Here is a 15,237-nt window from a genome sequence, read left to right on the forward strand (position 1 = left end):
ACGAGCACCTGCTCGAAGAAACAGGCGCGAAACTCCGTGGCATGATGCCTTGGATTTCAGCTGGTAAAATGGTCGACAAAGAGCGCAACTAAGCTTTCACGATCTAAGACATTTGAAAGGCCTCGCACGATTGCGGGGCCTTTTTTGTTGAGAAAACATACCATCAGCTAGGCCCCAATCTGACTCGCCTCAGAAAACATGATACCCTTCCTGAAGAATAATTGGGAAAGCGAGAAAAATGCCAACACCCGAAGAAAGACTGGAAGAACTCGGTTTAACTCTACCGCAACCGTCAAAAAGGCCCGAAGGCCTGCATTTACCCTTTGTATTGATAAACGTTCGGGGCGACCGATTGCTTTTTTCAGGGTCACCAAAGAGTGCCATTGATGGACCCTTTGGAGTGGTCGGTACCGATTTCACAACAGCTCAAGCCTATGACGAAGCCCGTGAAATTGCGTTAACTGTGCTCTCCAACATCAAGGCAGAAATTGGGGAATTGTCCAAGGTCACTGGTTGGGTGCGTGTGTTTGGCATGGTGACATCCGCCCCAGGCTACAGTGAGCAACATCTCGTTGTGAACGGTTTCAGCGATCTCATCATCGACGTTTTTGGGACGGACATTGGTCGACATGCCCGCTCTGCAATTGGCGTCTCAGGGTTGCCCCTCAACTTTGCTATGGAAATAGAAGGGGAATTGCTGATCAAACAAGATCAGTGAAGTCATTGGAATACCGCTAAAGTTAGGCTAACAGGGGGCCAACATGCGCCGTTTCCGCGCCCTGCCCCATAGAAAGCCAGCACCTCATGTCTGATCCGCAAATGAAAGTGGTCATTGTGACCCCTGAAATCCCGTACAACACTGGCGCTATTGGGCGAACTTGTGTGGCTTTGGGGTTGGAGCTGATTTTGATCAAGCCTTTGGGGTTTTCATTGGACGAAAAAGCCGTGCGGCGCTCTGGCACCACCTATTGGCAGCATGTGCAATTGACGGAATACGACGACTGGCAGAGCTTTCTTGATGACCGCAAACCCGCGCGCGAGGATTTGCATTTCTTTGAAGAACACGGCGCGAAAAGCTTTTACGAGCCGGACTATCAAGCCGACGCCTATCTGGTGTTTGGCTGTGAATCCAAAGGCCTGCCGCAGGAAATTCTGTCCGGCATGGAAGATCGCACATTCAACCTGCCCATGCGCAACCCTGTTGTACGCTCGCTCAACTTGGCCAACACCGCCACGGCTGTGATTTATCAAGCGATGAAACCGCAGTTGATGGGATAGCCTTTTCAAGCGCTCTATGCGCTTAGGGCATTACGGCCCTGCGCGCTCGCCACTTGTTATATTATAACGCACCCCCATTTGTCCCTCATGACGTACAACATTCAAACCAGAGGGGACCAGTTTCAAGGGCAACTTCCGTCCGAGTTTCAAATTCTCCTGCGGGATTACCCACGCGATGCGTGGCCAAATCACCCGAATTTCGCCCGCTCCATCCAAAACTGGATGGGCGCTCACAATGGCTTTCGTGCTTTGTCATCTTACGTGACTGAAGACACGCAGGCGTTTTTGAACAGGGACATCGATGATCGCACATTTGTGCGACGCCTGACGAAATACGGCGATAGCTTGCTGCGCAATCTGCATGGGCATCACACGTGGGAAGACCGAAAGTTTTTCCCCGAACTGTCTGCTGCGGAAGAACGTCTTGAGGCTGGTCTTGATATGCTTGAGGCCGATCACGAGGCGCTGGATAGCACGCTTGATACCTTCAAACGCCACGCCAACCGCGCTGTGCAATTGGCGCACCTATCGCCTGACGACATGACAGACGAGGCCGCAGAGGTGTTGAAATCAGGCGAGGCGCTCAGTGTCTTGCTGGCGCGGCACCTTGCGGACGAAGAAGACTTGGTCGTGCCGATCATCTTGCACCACCAATTGCGTGGCTAGCGTAACCTACTCTGATTTGAAAACAGTATGCGCCTGCTTTCTTGCGGGCCCATGCGCCCCCGTATATATTACACCCCGCGACAACGCGTCCAGCAATGCTGCCTTGCCCCCGACCTTTGATGCAGCCAATGTGTCTACAGGTTTCAAAGGACGTAACAATGACCAACCCCACCCCCAGTGAACTCGACAAGATCAACGCCGACCGCGCGCGGATGTTCACGCTTGGGTTCTGGAAAAGCCTGCTCAAGGGTCAAGAAGGTCTTGGCGATACCTTTTGGGCCGGCAACTATTTGGCGGGTCTTTTATTTTTACCCATCGTCATCGTCATGCTTTTCGTACCTGTACTTTATGGGCTGATTGCACCGGCATTTGTCATCTTTGGGCTATACCTTTTGGCCGTGGCACGCGCCGTTTGGATCGCCAAGCCCAAGGCCAACAGCGGCATGGGCCTCAAAATCACAGCCATAGTTTGGACCCTGCTCAACGCAGCCTCGGTTATGGCCGTGTCCCCGTTTTCAGCCGGTCAGTAGCAAATAGAAAAGGCTCTTGAAGAAAACCCCAAGAGCCTTTTAGTTTCTAATATCAATAAATTAGCGTGTCGCTTTTTCCACTGCGGCAACAACATTGTCGACCGCTGCGTTCATCGTGGCTTCTGACACGCTCTCCGCCATCACGCGGATAAGGGGTTCGGTGCCAGACTTGCGGATCAACAAGCGACCGTTGCCATCCAATTTGCGTTCAGCGTCAGCAATTGCCCGTTTCACACCATCGTCATTAAGTGGCGTTTGACCAGTTGCATAGCGCACGTTTTTCAAAAGCTGCGGCACCGTTTCGAAAGTGCGCGCCAGCTCAGACGCTTTCTTGCCGCTGGCAATCATCGCCGCCAAAAACTGCAGGCCGGCCAAAAGACCGTCGCCCGTGGTGGCGTAATCCGTCATCACGATATGACCCGATTGCTCCCCACCAAGGTTAAAGCCGCCTTGACGCATGCGCTCCACAACATAGCGATCTCCGACAGCCGTGCGTTCCAACCGCAAACCTTCAGAGGCCAGATACCGTTCCAAACCCAAATTGGACATCACCGTGGCCACCAAGGCGCCGCCTTGTAGTTTGCCTTGATCGGCCCAGCTTTTGGCCAAAAGCGCCATCAATTGATCCCCATCAGCAACCTGACCGTGTTCGTCCAAGATCATCACACGATCGGCGTCCCCATCAAGACAAATGCCCATGTCAGCGCCATGCGCAATCACGGCTTCCGCAGCAGTTCGAGGTGCTGTCGAGCCGCAATTTTCGTTGATGTTGTGACCATTCGGGGAGGTTCCGACAGGAATAACTTCGGCCCCAAGTTCCCAAAGAACCTCAGGGGCGGTTTTATGGGCGGCGCCGTTTGCGCAATCGACAACAACCTTGAGCCCAGACAAAGTCATGCCACGCGGCAACGTGCCTTTGATCCGTTCATTGTAGCGAAAGCGCGCATCGTCGATACGTTTGGCGCGTCCAATGTTTTTGGCCTGCGCCGGTGTGATGTCCCCCATCAACAGGCGCTCGATTTCCATCTCGGCCTCGTCGGACAGTTTGAACCCATCGGGGCCAAAAAACTTGATCCCGTTGTCTTCTGCGGGATTGTGAGACGCCGAAATCATCACACCCACATCTGCGCGCATGGAGGTGGTCATCATGCCAACAGCCGGAGTTGGAACTGGTCCAAGCAAGAACACGTTCATGCCTGTTGAGGTAAATCCTGCGGTCATGGCTGTTTCGAACATGTAGCCCGACAAGCGCGTGTCTTTGCCAATGATCACACGGTGCGCGCCACCGCCATCGCGTCGGAAATACCGCCCCGCAGCGGCCCCAAGTTTAAGGGCCATCTCAGCCGTCATAGGGTTTGAGTTGGCGCGACCACGCACGCCATCGGTACCAAAAAACTTACGGGACATCGTTATATTCTCCACTACTCATCGCCTGCCAAAGAGCAAGCGCTTGTTTTGTTTGTTTTATATCGTGAACGCGCAAGATTTGAACGCCTTGCGCCACGCCCGCCAATGCAACTGCAAGCGAGCCACCTAGGCGCTCGGTCGCGTCGGGCTCTTGCGCAACAGCTCCGATAAAGCTCTTGCGCGATGCGCCCAGCAAAACAGGGCAGCCCAGACTGTGAAACAAAGACAAACGGTTCATAATTTCTAAGTTGTGCGCGACTGTCTTGCCAAATCCAATGCCGGGATCTGTGATGATTTGGTCGGCGCGAATGCCCGCACGCACGGCAACTTCAATCCGCGCTTCGAGAAAATCATACACATCCAGCAAGGCATTCGCATAACGCGGATCCTTTTGCATCTCGTCAGGATCCCCTTGCGCGTGCATCAAACATACAGGAACCTGAGCATCAGCGGCGACCTGCGCCAACGCGGGATCATGGGTAAAGGCGTAGACATCATTCACGAGGCTCGCCCCTGCCTGCAAGGCCGCATCAGCAACGAAGGATTTGCGCGTATCAATGGAAATCGGCACCTCGCTGGCGGTGCGAATGGCACGGATCACTGGCGCAGTACGGGCAATTTCTTGCTCTGGCGTCACATAAACAGCCCCAGGCCGTGTGCTTTCGCCGCCGATGTCCAAAATATCTGCACCGTCATTGATCATTGCTTGCGCATGGTCGATGGCCGTCTCTGGGCGATCAAACATGCCACCGTCAGAAAAACTGTCAGGCGTGACGTTCAGGATGCCCATCACGTTCACCCGCGTCATGTCCAACCCCGCACAGGATGTACGCGGTGCCGTCAGTCGGTTCAAAATCTCACGCGGCGCTTGCGCGGCTTCGATCGTTTTCGGCGCCTGCCCACGCGCCAAGACTTCGACGTGGCTAAACCACATGGCGCCGCCGGCCAAGGTGAACGCGCCATCGGGGCGGTGTTGTCCATGTTGGACCAAAGGGCGGTGGTATTGTTTCAGGTTCGGCATTTGAATCCTCTTGTCGCCTAAAAGGGGGCGACTGGGCCGTTGAGGTCAAGGGTGCGCGTTGGAATGTTACAGTCTTGCGGCAGGTCTTCGCCCATCACCAACAATTCTGTAGCGTTCAATTCAGAGCCAAGCCACGCGGCCATTTCGACGGCGGAACCTTTTGGACCATTCACCGCGTCCAACACCATTTTCGATGGGGCCCAAACCGACAGTTGGTCGTGCTTCATCGCCCAATCCAATTCGGTGCGCGAGGCCCGCACAACACAACGGTCGTCTTTCGCGGCAAGCATCCATGCGTTTTGTTCAATCGCCAAAAGGTCGATCCGCCGCTGTGTGATTTCGGTCGTCGCTTGCGGCCAAGCCCCTTGCGGCAGACCAACAGACAAAATTATCGGACGGTCTGCGGCTTCGAAAGCATCAATCCACTGGTCCAGCGTCTGCGCACTCAGTGCGTTTTGCCCCAAAAACACAATAGTTGGCTGCGGCGCTGGCGCGTTGATGGGCATCGCGTGACCATCCGTGTCATCTTCAGAACGCACAATCTCGACACCCAAAGCGCCCGGGCCACGGTCAAGTTTTTCCACCCGCACAAACACCCGAAATGCACGCGGCTCAGACAAAATACGCTTTGCGATGCGCTCCGCGAGCGTTTCGAGCAAATTCAGCCGTTCTGCTTCGAGTTCAATTTGAATAGCTTCTGTCAGCGCATCGTAAGACAAAATGCGGTCAACATCGTCATCGATAGGACCAACTGTCGGCGCCAATTCAACAACGATATTGAAACCAACCCGCTGCAACATCCCCCGTTCGGCCTGAAACGCGCCAATTTCGACCTCGACGATATGATCGCGCAACGAAATACGGTCCAACGGCTTGCCACCATCGGTGGCGGCGGCACGCGCTTCGGGGTGTTCAAATGCAACGTGGATTTCAGACATTATGACAGCTCTGCTTAGGGGCGCGAATGTTCGCAAACTTTGGCGCCTAGCTATCGGTTTTAGGCCCCCGCTCCAAGCCATTTGTCTTAAAAATAAAAAACCCCGACCAAAGGACGGGGTTGAACAACATCCACGATGTCTTTTCTTTAGGCTTTTGGCATCCGGTAAAAGTAGTGCACACCAATTGCCGCCGTGCGTGGGAAAGTTTTTGCCCAACGTGGATTCACTGCAGTTGTGTGGTAATGTGTCGCCCCGCCAGTCAAATTGCGCGGCGCGCCCTTCAACATCAACTTCGCGACTTTGGTCAGCCGGTCCCAAGCTTTCTTTTCGTTTACAACTTCGGCGTGCCCGTCACAGGTGTAAGTGAACTGACATTGGTATTTTTTACCTGTGCCTTGGTTAATAACACCACAAACCGTGTTTGGGAATTTTGAAGACGACACGCGATTAAGGATCACCTCGGCCACTGCAAACTGACCTTTTACGCTTTCGCCACGCGCTTCAAAATACAAAGCCTGTGTCAAACACTCCAGATCCTTGCCACCTGTTGCGACAGGAAGACCGGCCAAAAAATCGCGTGTATATTGTACGCGAACTGGCGGAGTTGGTTTTGGCGCGGGTTTGAAATTAGCCAGCAACTTTGCAACCGTATCGGCTTCAATCGCTTTAATGGATTTACGTTCAAGTTCTAGAAGCCTTGCAACGCGGTCGTTGGCCACATTCGGGTCATTGGACGAGCTAAAGGTCACGTCAGCTTGTGCAGAAAAAGCGAAAACAGAAGCCCCAACAAGGGCACCGAGTGCAAGAGCTTTAAATTTGGCTTTCATGACGTTCTACTTTCACACCCTGCTCACCAATTGAGCAGACAACAACATTTCGGTCGCTGACATAGGCCAAAATGTGCAAAAGGTCCACCCAACCCCTCAGGAGCGAGCACGTGATGCATAAAAAGCACACCGAATCCCGCCTAAAGCCTGCGAGGCCACCCCCTATAATTGTGTAGATACAGCGACTTACCCTACTTGGGCGAAACCTTGCTTTCAGCTGCGACCAATTGTGCTGCGGCCAATCGCGCAACAGGGACTCGGAAAGGAGAGCAGGATACATAGTCAAATCCTGCGGCCCGACAGAAGGCGATAGATTCGGGATTCCCACCGTGCTCACCACAAACTGACAGCACGATGTTCGGCGATGCCTGCCGTCCCCGCGCTGCGCCAATGGTCAGCAATTCGCCAACGCCGTCGACATCGAGTGTGTGGAACGGGTCTTCAGGGAACACGCCTTGCTGAACATAGGTGTTCATAAATCGGCCCGCATCATCCCGCGACAGGCCGTAAGCCATTTGCGTCAAATCGTTCGTCCCAAAGGACAAGAACGCCGAATGCTGTGCAATTTCATGTGCCCGCAAAGCAGCGCGCGGCGTTTCAACCATCACCCCAAGGCGGTATGTGAAATCCGCGCCTTTTTCATTGCGCACCGCAGCTGCAACGCCATCCACCAAGGTTTTGACCAGCTCCACTTCGCGCATCGCGGATACCAAGGGGATCATGATTTCAGGCACCACAGGATCGCCAAGTTTCGACGCCTCGATGGTGGCTTCAAAAATGGCGCGCGCTTGCATTTCATAAATCTGCGGGAACGTAATGCCCAATCGCACCCCGCGCATACCCAGCATCGGGTTGAACTCAGACAACCATTCGATCCGGCGCGTCACGTCAGACAACGGCATATCCAAGGCTTCGGCCAGCTCTTTGGCCCCTGCCCTGTTAGAAGGCAAAAACTCGTGGAGCGGCGGATCAAGCAAACGAATGCAAACGGGCTGACCTTGCATAATGCGGAACAATTCGATGAAATCAGACCGTTGCATCGGCAAAAGCCGCGAAATTGCTTCACGGCGATCTTCATCTGTGGCGGCGAAAATCATTTCGCGCATCACCGTCAATCGATCGCCTTCAAAGAACATATGTTCGGTCCGACACAAGCCAATGCCCTGCGCCTTGAAATCGCGTGCCATAGCAGCATCGGCAGGCGTATCAGCGTTGGCGCGCACCCCGATGTCGCGAATGGCATCAGCCCATTCCATCAGTTGCAAATACCAACGGTCTTTAAAGGGCGGCAGCATTTTGGTCTCGCCAATCAGTGCTTCACCTTTAGAGCCATCGAGCGTGATCATATCGCCCTCGTGCAAGGTTTCGCCGTTTGCACTGGTGATGGTTTTCTTGCGCGAATTGATCGTCATCGACGCCCCAACAACACATGGCACGCCCATGCCACGCGCGATCACGGCCGCATGAGATGTCACGCCGCCGCGTTCCGTCAAAACGCCAACGGAAGAATGCATGCCGCGAATATCTTCGGGGGCCGTCTCACGACGCGCCAAGATACAGGCCTCACCGCGTGCTTCGGACAATTGTGCCGCCGCAGACGAAAACACCAATCGGCCAACAGCGCCACCGGGGCTTGCTGCAATGCCTTTCGCGAACACGGATCGCTCTGCAGCGGGATCAATTTGCGGGTGCAATAGCTCAGTCAATGACCGTGGCGGAATGCGCAACAAGGCCTCGGAAGTTGGAATGATCCCGTCTTCGGCAAGTTGCACAGCGCTGCGCAGGGTTGCACGCGTGGAACGAGGCACACGCACGGCGTCCAAGACCGCGAGCTTGCCTTGCTCAACGATGAACTCCACCTGCATTTCTTCACGCAATTTGGCGCGGCAAAGTTGCGTAATCTCGCTCAGATGATCAAACAACGCAGGGCAATCGGTTTCAAGCGACGGACCGCGCTTGTCTTTCGTCAAATACATGACATCGGATTGATCCGCCAAAGCATCCCGACCAAGGGCCTGACGTTTGTAACGCCCACGCACCAATGGGGCACCGGTTTCCTCATCAATCAATTGAATCACGCCCGCGCCGCACTCACCTGGTCCAACACCGAAAGACATGGTCTGCACAATCAGACCCAACCCAGCATCTGCCGGCGCGCCTTTGGCTTGGCGCAACAAACGCGCAGTGGTGCCACTCCATGCGCGTGCCATTGACCGCAACACTTTGATCAACTGAACTTCAATTTCCTGCGGAAACGGTTCGTCGGTCTCATTTTCATAGGCATCGAGCGCGTCTTTCAACGCCTGTCTGGTTGAGGTGCCACTGTCTGTTTCAAACTCTTCAGGGTCCAAACGCTCAATGTGAATGGCGTAGGATTGCACAAACCGCAGGTACAAGGCGTCAGCGGCTTCATCACCGTAGATTTGCGTCAACTCGGCGTGGCGCACATCATTCATACCAATATTAAGCATCGCGCCAGGGCCGCCCCAATCTGGGTCTTCAGAAGACGGGCGCACGATCAAAAGTGGTGTATTGCCAAACACTTTGAGCAGCGCACTGATATCCAGCGCTTTGCCATCAGCCAAGGAACGCACGGCATCAAAGGACAAGGCAACAGTTTCAGGAACAGGCAAATCAAGGCGCACGAGGCGCTGCAAACATTTTGCGCGCCCACCGTGCGTGTTCACTGCGATGGGGGCCACGCGACGAATGCGCGTATACCCGAGACTATCATTTTTTTGCTGCAATGCGGCGCTCCCTTTGGGTCGACAGGTTAAGCGCCTTGATGCGCGGGGTGCAATCAAAACGTTGCCCCCCGCGCGAATTTTAACGCTTTAGCCGTCGAGTTTGGTCAAATCTGCCACGGAGAGACAGATTTCACGGATACGACCCAACAGATTCAAACGGTTGCGACGCAAGATGTCGCTTTCTGCGTTCACCTGAACAGCTTCGAAAAACGCGTCTACAGACGGGCGCATCGCGGCCATTGCGGACATAGCGGCTTCAAAGTCTTCGGTTTTCATCGCAGGTTTGATCGCGGCCTCGGAAGTATCAAGCGCCGCAAACAGGGCTTTTTCTTCGTCGCTTTCTGCGAACTTGATGTCAGGACCGTAAGAGTATTCGACACCGTCTTTTTCTTCGGCTTGCGTCAGAATGTTGTTGGCGCGTTTAAACCCTTGGATCAGGTTCGCGCCGTCTTCTGTGGCCAAAGTTGCCGACAAAGCGCGGGCGCGTTTGACCAACAACGTGATGTCGTCAGACCCATCCATCGCAAGACAAGCGTCGATCACATCGTGACGAACGCCCTCGTCCTTGAGGAAGACTTTCAGGCGGTCGTGGAAGAATGACAAAAGATCAACAGACGTTTCCGGCAAACCGCTGGTGGCAGCTTTTGCGGCCTCCGTCTGAGTATCATCAAGCTTGTCTGTAATCGCGTTGAAGGCTGCGCCAAACAGACCGTGATCGGCGATCTCAACAAGAATTTCTTTCAGCGTATCAATCACACCATCATTTTCGTCAGTCACCGCGATACGGTGTGCCAACAACTGCGTATCAAACACCCGATCAAGACCAAAACGCGCATCGTTGGTCAGGATCAAACGGATCACGCCCAAAGCAGCACGCCTCAAAGCAAACGGGTCTTTTGACCCCGTTGGCTTTTCATCAATCGCCCAGAATCCTGTCAGCGTGTCGAGCTTGTCGGCAAGTGCGACAACAACAGATACAGGATCGGTTGGCACATCATCTGATGGCCCCAATGGGGAATAGTGATCGCGGCAGGCGTCAGCCACAGCGTCGGACAAGCCCGCTTTCTTGGCGTAGTAGCGCCCCATGATGCCTTGCAGCTCTGGGAACTCATAAACCATTTCCGACGACAGATCGGCCTTGGCGACTTTCGCGGCCAGTTCAGCCTCATCTGCATCGGCGCCGACGATAGGCGCGATGTCGCGAGCCAGGGCTGCGATGCGCGCAATGCGTTCCGCTTGCGAGCCGAGTTTGTTGTGGAAGGTGACATTGGCCAATGGGGCGGCCATGGCCTCAAAGCCCTCGCGCTCCACAGTGCGGATGTCATTGTCCCAGAAGAATTTCGCATCTGCCAAGCGCGCAGACAGAACCTTTTCGTTGCCCGCCAAAATGGTAGCACCTTGGTCGGCCGTTTCACGGTTGGCGACAGTCACGAATTTCTCGATACGGCCCGTTTTAGGATTGCGCACGGAGAAGAACTTTTGGTGCTCTTTCATCGAGGTTTGCAACACCTCTGGCGGCAGGTCCAAGAAATCAGCGCCAATGTTGCCCATCAACACGACAGGCCATTCGACCAGCCCTGCAACTTCGGCCAACAGACCTTTGTCTTCGACAACTTCAAGACCTTGCGCAAAAGCTTGGTTCGTGGCGTCGTGCCAGATGTGATCGGCGCGCTCAGTCGCATCAAGCATCACATATGCGGACTTCAACTTGGTGGCGTAGTCATCAAAATTGTTCACATCAATTGCATCAGGCGCCATGAAACGATGCCCGCGCGTGGACCGACCGGATTTAATGCCGTCAATGTCGAACTCAACAACCTCTGAGCCATCTTCCGCAGACAGAACGCAAATGATGGAATGCAACGGGCGCACCCATTTCAAGCTGCCTGAACCCCAGCGCATGGACTTGGGCCATGGGAAATTGCGGATCGTTTTTTCCAAAACTTCAGCAATAATAGGGGCTGCGGCGCGGCCCTCTTTGGTGATTTTGGCGACATAGAATGTGCCTTTTTTCTCTTCCACCGTGCCGAGGTCTTCTTTGGCAACGCCTGCGCCGCGCAAGAACCCTGCGAGCGCTTTCTCAGGCGCATCCACACGCGGACCTTTGCGCTCTTCAACCGTGGTCGGGCTTTGGGCCAGCAGGTCCTCGATGGACAAGGTCAAACGGCGCGGCGTGGCAAAAGCGCCAGCAGAAGCATAGGTGAGACCCGCCTCAACAAGTCCGTTGGTGACCAATTTTTTCAAATCCTCAGCGGCACGTTTTTGCATGCGAGCGGGGATTTCCTCAGAAAAGATTTCAATCAGAAGATCGGGCATAGTCGTGATCCTTTAAGGCTATTGGCCAGCGTTGGTTGCTGGGGCTGGCGGACAGCCTTCGGGCGCGGGATTGCCGTCAAAAACGGTTTCACCGCAGTGATTGATTTGGTGCCAAGCATAGGCGCGACCATCGGCATAAACGGCCAGAACGCGGTCGACGCCGTAGGTGATGTTTTCGGTACCCATAAAGGCCATGGCGTCGCCGCTTTCGATGTCAGCGGTCAGCTTTTGGGCGTCAAAGCAGTCAAACCAGCTGGGCGCAACCAAAGGTGTTGGTTCAGCGTAGGCTTCGAATGTTTCGCTCATCATGGCTTGCGACAATGGTGTCTTAAAGCAGGAGCGGTATTTCTTGGGCGAAGTGTCGGCATCGATGCCTTCGAACTCTTCAGCCAAGATGTCCTCGGACGCGCCATCAAAGGTTGTGGCCGTGACAACAGCAGCCGGCGAGCCGACTTCGATCGGATCGTAATAGGCGTAGACTTGGCTGTAATACAGCCCTGCCCCGAAAATCGCTGTGGTCAAAAGGATGCCGCCTGACACGATTGCCCCCTTCATTGGGCTGCCTCGGGCACATAGCCTCCGGCCTTGGTCTGAACGAAGGCGTCAGCACAGGCTTTGGCCAGCGTGCGCACACGTCCGATGTAAGCTTGGCGTTCGGTGACAGAGATCACGCCGCGCGCATCCAACAGGTTAAAGATATGCGAGGCCTTGATGCATTGATCATAGGCAGGGTGCGCCATGATGATGCGTTTGCCGGTTTTGGGATCATCCGCAGGCACGGACAACAAAGCGTGGCATTCGGCTTCTGCTTCTTCAAAGTTTTTGAGAAGCTTTTCAGTATCGGCCGCATCAAAGTTGTGACGCGCGTATTCTTCTTCGGTCTGTTTGAACACATCACCGTAAGTCAAAGGCGTGGGCGAAGACGGATCGTTGAATGGCATGTCCATCACGTGATCTGCCCCCAAGATGTACATGGCCAGACGTTCCAACCCATAGGTCAACTCGCCAGACACAGGCGTGCAATCGTGGCCGCCGACCTGTTGGAAATAGGTGAACTGCGACACTTCCATGCCGTCGCACCAGACTTCCCAACCAAGGCCCCAAGCGCCCAAAGTGGGAGATTCCCAATCGTCTTCTACAAAACGAATGTCGTGCAATTCGGCGTCAATCCCGATGGCTTTCAATGAGCCAAGGTAGAGCTCTTGCAAATCTGGCGGGCTTGGTTTGATCACAACCTGATATTGGTAGTAGTGCTGCAAACGGTTTGGGTTTTCACCGTAGCGGCCATCTGTCGGACGACGCGATGGCTGCACATAGGCCGCAGCCCACGGGTTTGACCCCAAAGAGCGCAAGGTTGTTGCAGGGTGGAATGTCCCCGCCCCGACTTCCATGTCATAGGGCTGCAAAATGGCGCAACCTTTTGTGGCCCAATAGGCCTGAAGTCTAAGGATGATCTCCTGAAAGGAGCGCGGTTTATCAACTGTCTGCGACATGGGGTTCCCTTGTCAGTCTTGTGTCTGGTCAATCGAATATCTTGGCAACGCAAAAACGCGTGACTGTGATCCGGAATGCGGGTTTTAAATAGGCAAGCCACGCGGGGGCGTCAATCGAAAGCCACCATACCAAAGCTGTCGAATGGGCGGATTGCCAAGATAGTTTGCGTTCAACGCAAATGTGAACGCGATTTTTGGGTGACGCAGGCGGAATTACCGCGAAAATCACCGTTAGGGATATTGACGCCAACTGCCCTGTGCTTTCTTGTCTTGCACGAAGAAAAAGGGCGAAATGCCCATTTAGAATGCAGGGTTTGTTGATGAAACGTTATTTGGTTGCGATGAAATTGGGGCTGTTGGCCTCGTTGTACTCTGGCACGGCGCTCGCCGAGACTTGGATTCAAATTGAAGCGCAGCCGACGCTGACAACCGCGACCGAGGCCGCGCGCGGTTATGCCAATAGCTTTCCAAACGTTGCTGGCTTTAAACTTGAAGGTCGCTGGCACGTCATCGCCCTTGGGCCCTATGCATCAGACGTCGCCGCAGATTCCGCGCGTCAAATACTGATAACGCAAGGCGCGATCCCTAATGATAGCTTTTTGTCAGATGGCACAGCATATCGCCAAGCTTACTGGCCGGTGGGGAGCTTAGGCGCAGTAACCCCTGTGACGCCAGCGGCCCCTTCTGTGGTCGTGCAGCAAGACACACAGCCCGCAGCAGTTGCGGTGGACGCCCCACGGCAAGAAACGGTTGCGGAAGCACGCTTGTCCGAAGCAACGTTGGATCGCGCAGGCCGTGAAGAATTGCAAGTCGCGCTTAAGTTTGCTGGATTTTACAGATCCACCATCGACGGATCGTTTGGCCGTGGCACACGTGGCTCGATGGCGGCGTGGCAGGCTGCAAAAGGTTACGAAGCGACGGGGATTTTGACGACAGCTCAACGCGACGAGGTCGTTGGGTCCTACCGCGACATCGTCTCCAGTCTGCAACTCACAAGCCTGACCGATGACACCGCAGGGCTGACAATTACGTTGCCTTTGGGATTGGTCGAGTTTGACTCTTACAATCCGCCGTTTGCCAAATATAAATCCAAGAACAACAGCGGCGTTGAAGTTCTGCTGATTTCCCAAACCGGCGACGAGGCGACGCTTGGCGGCCTCTACGATATCATGCAATCGCTTGAAATCGTGCCTTTGGAAGGCCCGCGCCAACGCAAAACCAAGAGCTTCACCCTGACAGGGACGGACAGCTCCATGTCCTCGACCACAGAAGCGCGCTTGCGCAGCGGTCATGTCAAAGGCTTTACGCTTATTTGGCCAAACGGTGACGATCAACGCCGCGATATGGCGCTGGAAGCCATGCGCACGTGGAGTGCAACAGATGCAGTCTTGCCCGATGCATACGGGGACGGTGCGGCCCAAGATATTGATCTGTTGGCTGGGTTGACCATCCGCCGTGCAGACAAGATCGGATCCGGGTTTTACGTTAACGCCAATGGCCATGTCCTAACCTCTGCCGCGTTGGTGTCGCAGTGCACGCAAATCAAGCTTGACGACAGCGACATCGCGACTGTTGTTGCAACACAAGACGGACTGGCCTTGCTGGCACCAGAGGCCGCACTTTCGCCGCTGGCACATGCCGATTTTGACGTCCGTCTGCCACGACTGCAATCTGAAGTCTCCGTCGCGGGTTACCCGTTTGACGGCCGGCTTGGCTCCGCCTCTTTGAACTACGGCGTCATCGCGGAACATGTCGGTCTTGGCGGCGAAGAAGATCTGTTGCGCTTGGCCATGGTCACAACGACATACGATAGCGAAGTTGGCGGGCCTGTGCTGGCGTCATCTGGCGGAGTGATCGGCATGCTTGCGCCCATGCCAAATACAGGGCGCAACTACCCACAGGATGTGGCACTTGCCTACGATATGGAAAAGCTGTCCGAATTTTTGTCAAACAACGGCGTGACGGCGTCAGTGTCCCAAAACGACGGCATGTCAGACATCGCATTGGCACAGTA

Annotated in this window: 13 protein-coding genes; 5 read left to right on the forward strand and 8 right to left on the reverse strand. The window is 54.6% G+C overall.

Features of this window, described 5'->3' with window-relative positions; genetic code table 11:
- Positions 1–238: 238 nt before the first annotated feature.
- The 4 genes from ABF287_RS08350 to ABF287_RS08365 all read left to right on the forward strand — a co-directional run bounded on the left by ABF287_RS08350 (position 239) and on the right by ABF287_RS08365 (position 2,474).
- Entirely contained in the window at positions 239–718 is a 480-nt protein-coding gene (locus tag ABF287_RS08350; protein ID WP_347184553.1) for a RidA family protein, read from the forward strand.
- Positions 719–804: 86 nt separating this feature from the next.
- Positions 805–1,278 carry a tRNA (cytidine(34)-2'-O)-methyltransferase gene (locus tag ABF287_RS08355; protein ID WP_347184554.1) on the forward strand — a complete coding sequence of 158 codons (474 nt, stop codon included), beginning with the start codon at positions 805–807 and terminating at the stop codon, positions 1,276–1,278.
- Positions 1,279–1,365: 87 nt separating this feature from the next.
- Positions 1,366–1,944: a hemerythrin domain-containing protein gene (locus ABF287_RS08360; RefSeq protein WP_347184555.1), complete on the forward strand. Its 579-nt coding sequence runs from the start codon at positions 1,366–1,368 to the stop codon at positions 1,942–1,944.
- Positions 1,945–2,102: 158 nt separating this feature from the next.
- Positions 2,103–2,474 carry a hypothetical protein gene (locus ABF287_RS08365; protein WP_347184556.1) on the forward strand — a complete coding sequence of 124 codons (372 nt, stop codon included), beginning with the start codon at positions 2,103–2,105 and terminating at the stop codon, positions 2,472–2,474.
- A gap of 60 nt (positions 2,475–2,534) precedes the next feature.
- On the opposite strand, the gene glmM is transcribed toward ABF287_RS08365, so the two are convergent.
- From glmM to ABF287_RS08405, 8 genes are all read right to left on the reverse strand, one after another.
- On the reverse strand, positions 2,535–3,881 hold the full coding sequence (gene glmM, locus ABF287_RS08370; RefSeq protein ID WP_347184557.1) for a phosphoglucosamine mutase: 1,347 nt from the start codon (positions 3,879–3,881) through the stop codon (positions 2,535–2,537).
- Positions 3,871–4,902, reverse strand: coding sequence for a dihydropteroate synthase (gene folP, locus ABF287_RS08375; RefSeq protein ID WP_347184558.1), 1,032 nt, complete (start codon positions 4,900–4,902; stop codon positions 3,871–3,873). The genes glmM and folP overlap by 11 nt, the downstream gene beginning before the upstream one ends.
- Before the next feature lie 17 nt (positions 4,903–4,919).
- Positions 4,920–5,843: a dihydroneopterin aldolase gene (locus ABF287_RS08380; RefSeq protein ID WP_347184565.1), complete on the reverse strand. Its 924-nt coding sequence runs from the start codon at positions 5,841–5,843 to the stop codon at positions 4,920–4,922.
- Positions 5,844–5,986: 143 nt separating this feature from the next.
- Positions 5,987–6,667 carry a cell wall hydrolase gene (locus ABF287_RS08385; protein ID WP_347184559.1) on the reverse strand — a complete coding sequence of 227 codons (681 nt, stop codon included), beginning with the start codon at positions 6,665–6,667 and terminating at the stop codon, positions 5,987–5,989.
- A gap of 191 nt (positions 6,668–6,858) precedes the next feature.
- On the reverse strand, positions 6,859–9,414 hold the full coding sequence (locus ABF287_RS08390; RefSeq protein WP_347184560.1) for a putative PEP-binding protein: 2,556 nt from the start codon (positions 9,412–9,414) through the stop codon (positions 6,859–6,861).
- Positions 9,415–9,501: 87 nt separating this feature from the next.
- The gene (gene glyS / locus ABF287_RS08395; RefSeq protein WP_347184561.1) at positions 9,502–11,730 is read right to left on the reverse strand and encodes a glycine--tRNA ligase subunit beta; all 2,229 of its coding nucleotides are present in this window, start codon (positions 11,728–11,730) and stop codon (positions 9,502–9,504) included.
- An 18-nt stretch (positions 11,731–11,748) separates the two neighbouring features.
- Positions 11,749–12,285, reverse strand: coding sequence for a DUF6446 family protein (locus tag ABF287_RS08400; protein ID WP_347184562.1), 537 nt, complete (start codon positions 12,283–12,285; stop codon positions 11,749–11,751).
- Positions 12,282–13,223, reverse strand: a complete 942-nt coding sequence (locus ABF287_RS08405; protein ID WP_347184563.1) for a glycine--tRNA ligase subunit alpha — start codon at positions 13,221–13,223, stop codon at positions 12,282–12,284. The genes ABF287_RS08400 and ABF287_RS08405 overlap by 4 nt, the downstream gene beginning before the upstream one ends.
- 320 nt (positions 13,224–13,543) lie before the next feature.
- On the opposite strand from ABF287_RS08405, the gene ABF287_RS08410 reads away from it, so the two are divergent.
- On the forward strand, positions 13,544–15,237 hold a 1,694-nt coding region (locus ABF287_RS08410), incomplete at its 3' end, for a trypsin-like peptidase domain-containing protein (protein WP_347184564.1).

Origin of the sequence: Pacificibacter sp. (assembly GCF_039769035.1) — a bacterium.
GTDB lineage: Bacteria > Pseudomonadota > Alphaproteobacteria > Rhodobacterales > Rhodobacteraceae > Celeribacter.

Excerpts from the sequence above, each read along its gene's own strand:
- ABF287_RS08385 (WP_347184559.1), bottom strand. The coding sequence starts at position 6,667 with ATGAAAGCCAAATTTAAAGCTCTTGCACTCGGTGCCCTTGTTGGGGCT.
- ABF287_RS08350 (WP_347184553.1), top strand. The coding sequence starts at position 239 with ATGCCAACACCCGAAGAAAGACTGGAAGAACTCGGTTTAACTCTACCG.
- ABF287_RS08355 (WP_347184554.1), top strand. The coding sequence starts at position 805 with ATGTCTGATCCGCAAATGAAAGTGGTCATTGTGACCCCTGAAATCCCG.
- ABF287_RS08365 (WP_347184556.1), top strand. The coding sequence starts at position 2,103 with ATGACCAACCCCACCCCCAGTGAACTCGACAAGATCAACGCCGACCGC.
- ABF287_RS08405 (WP_347184563.1), bottom strand. The coding sequence starts at position 13,223 with ATGTCGCAGACAGTTGATAAACCGCGCTCCTTTCAGGAGATCATCCTT.
- folP (WP_347184558.1), bottom strand. The coding sequence starts at position 4,902 with ATGCCGAACCTGAAACAATACCACCGCCCTTTGGTCCAACATGGACAA.
- glyS (WP_347184561.1), bottom strand. The coding sequence starts at position 11,730 with ATGCCCGATCTTCTGATTGAAATCTTTTCTGAGGAAATCCCCGCTCGC.
- ABF287_RS08400 (WP_347184562.1), bottom strand. The coding sequence starts at position 12,285 with ATGAAGGGGGCAATCGTGTCAGGCGGCATCCTTTTGACCACAGCGATT.
- glmM (WP_347184557.1), bottom strand. The coding sequence starts at position 3,881 with ATGTCCCGTAAGTTTTTTGGTACCGATGGCGTGCGTGGTCGCGCCAAC.
- ABF287_RS08360 (WP_347184555.1), top strand. The coding sequence starts at position 1,366 with ATGACGTACAACATTCAAACCAGAGGGGACCAGTTTCAAGGGCAACTT.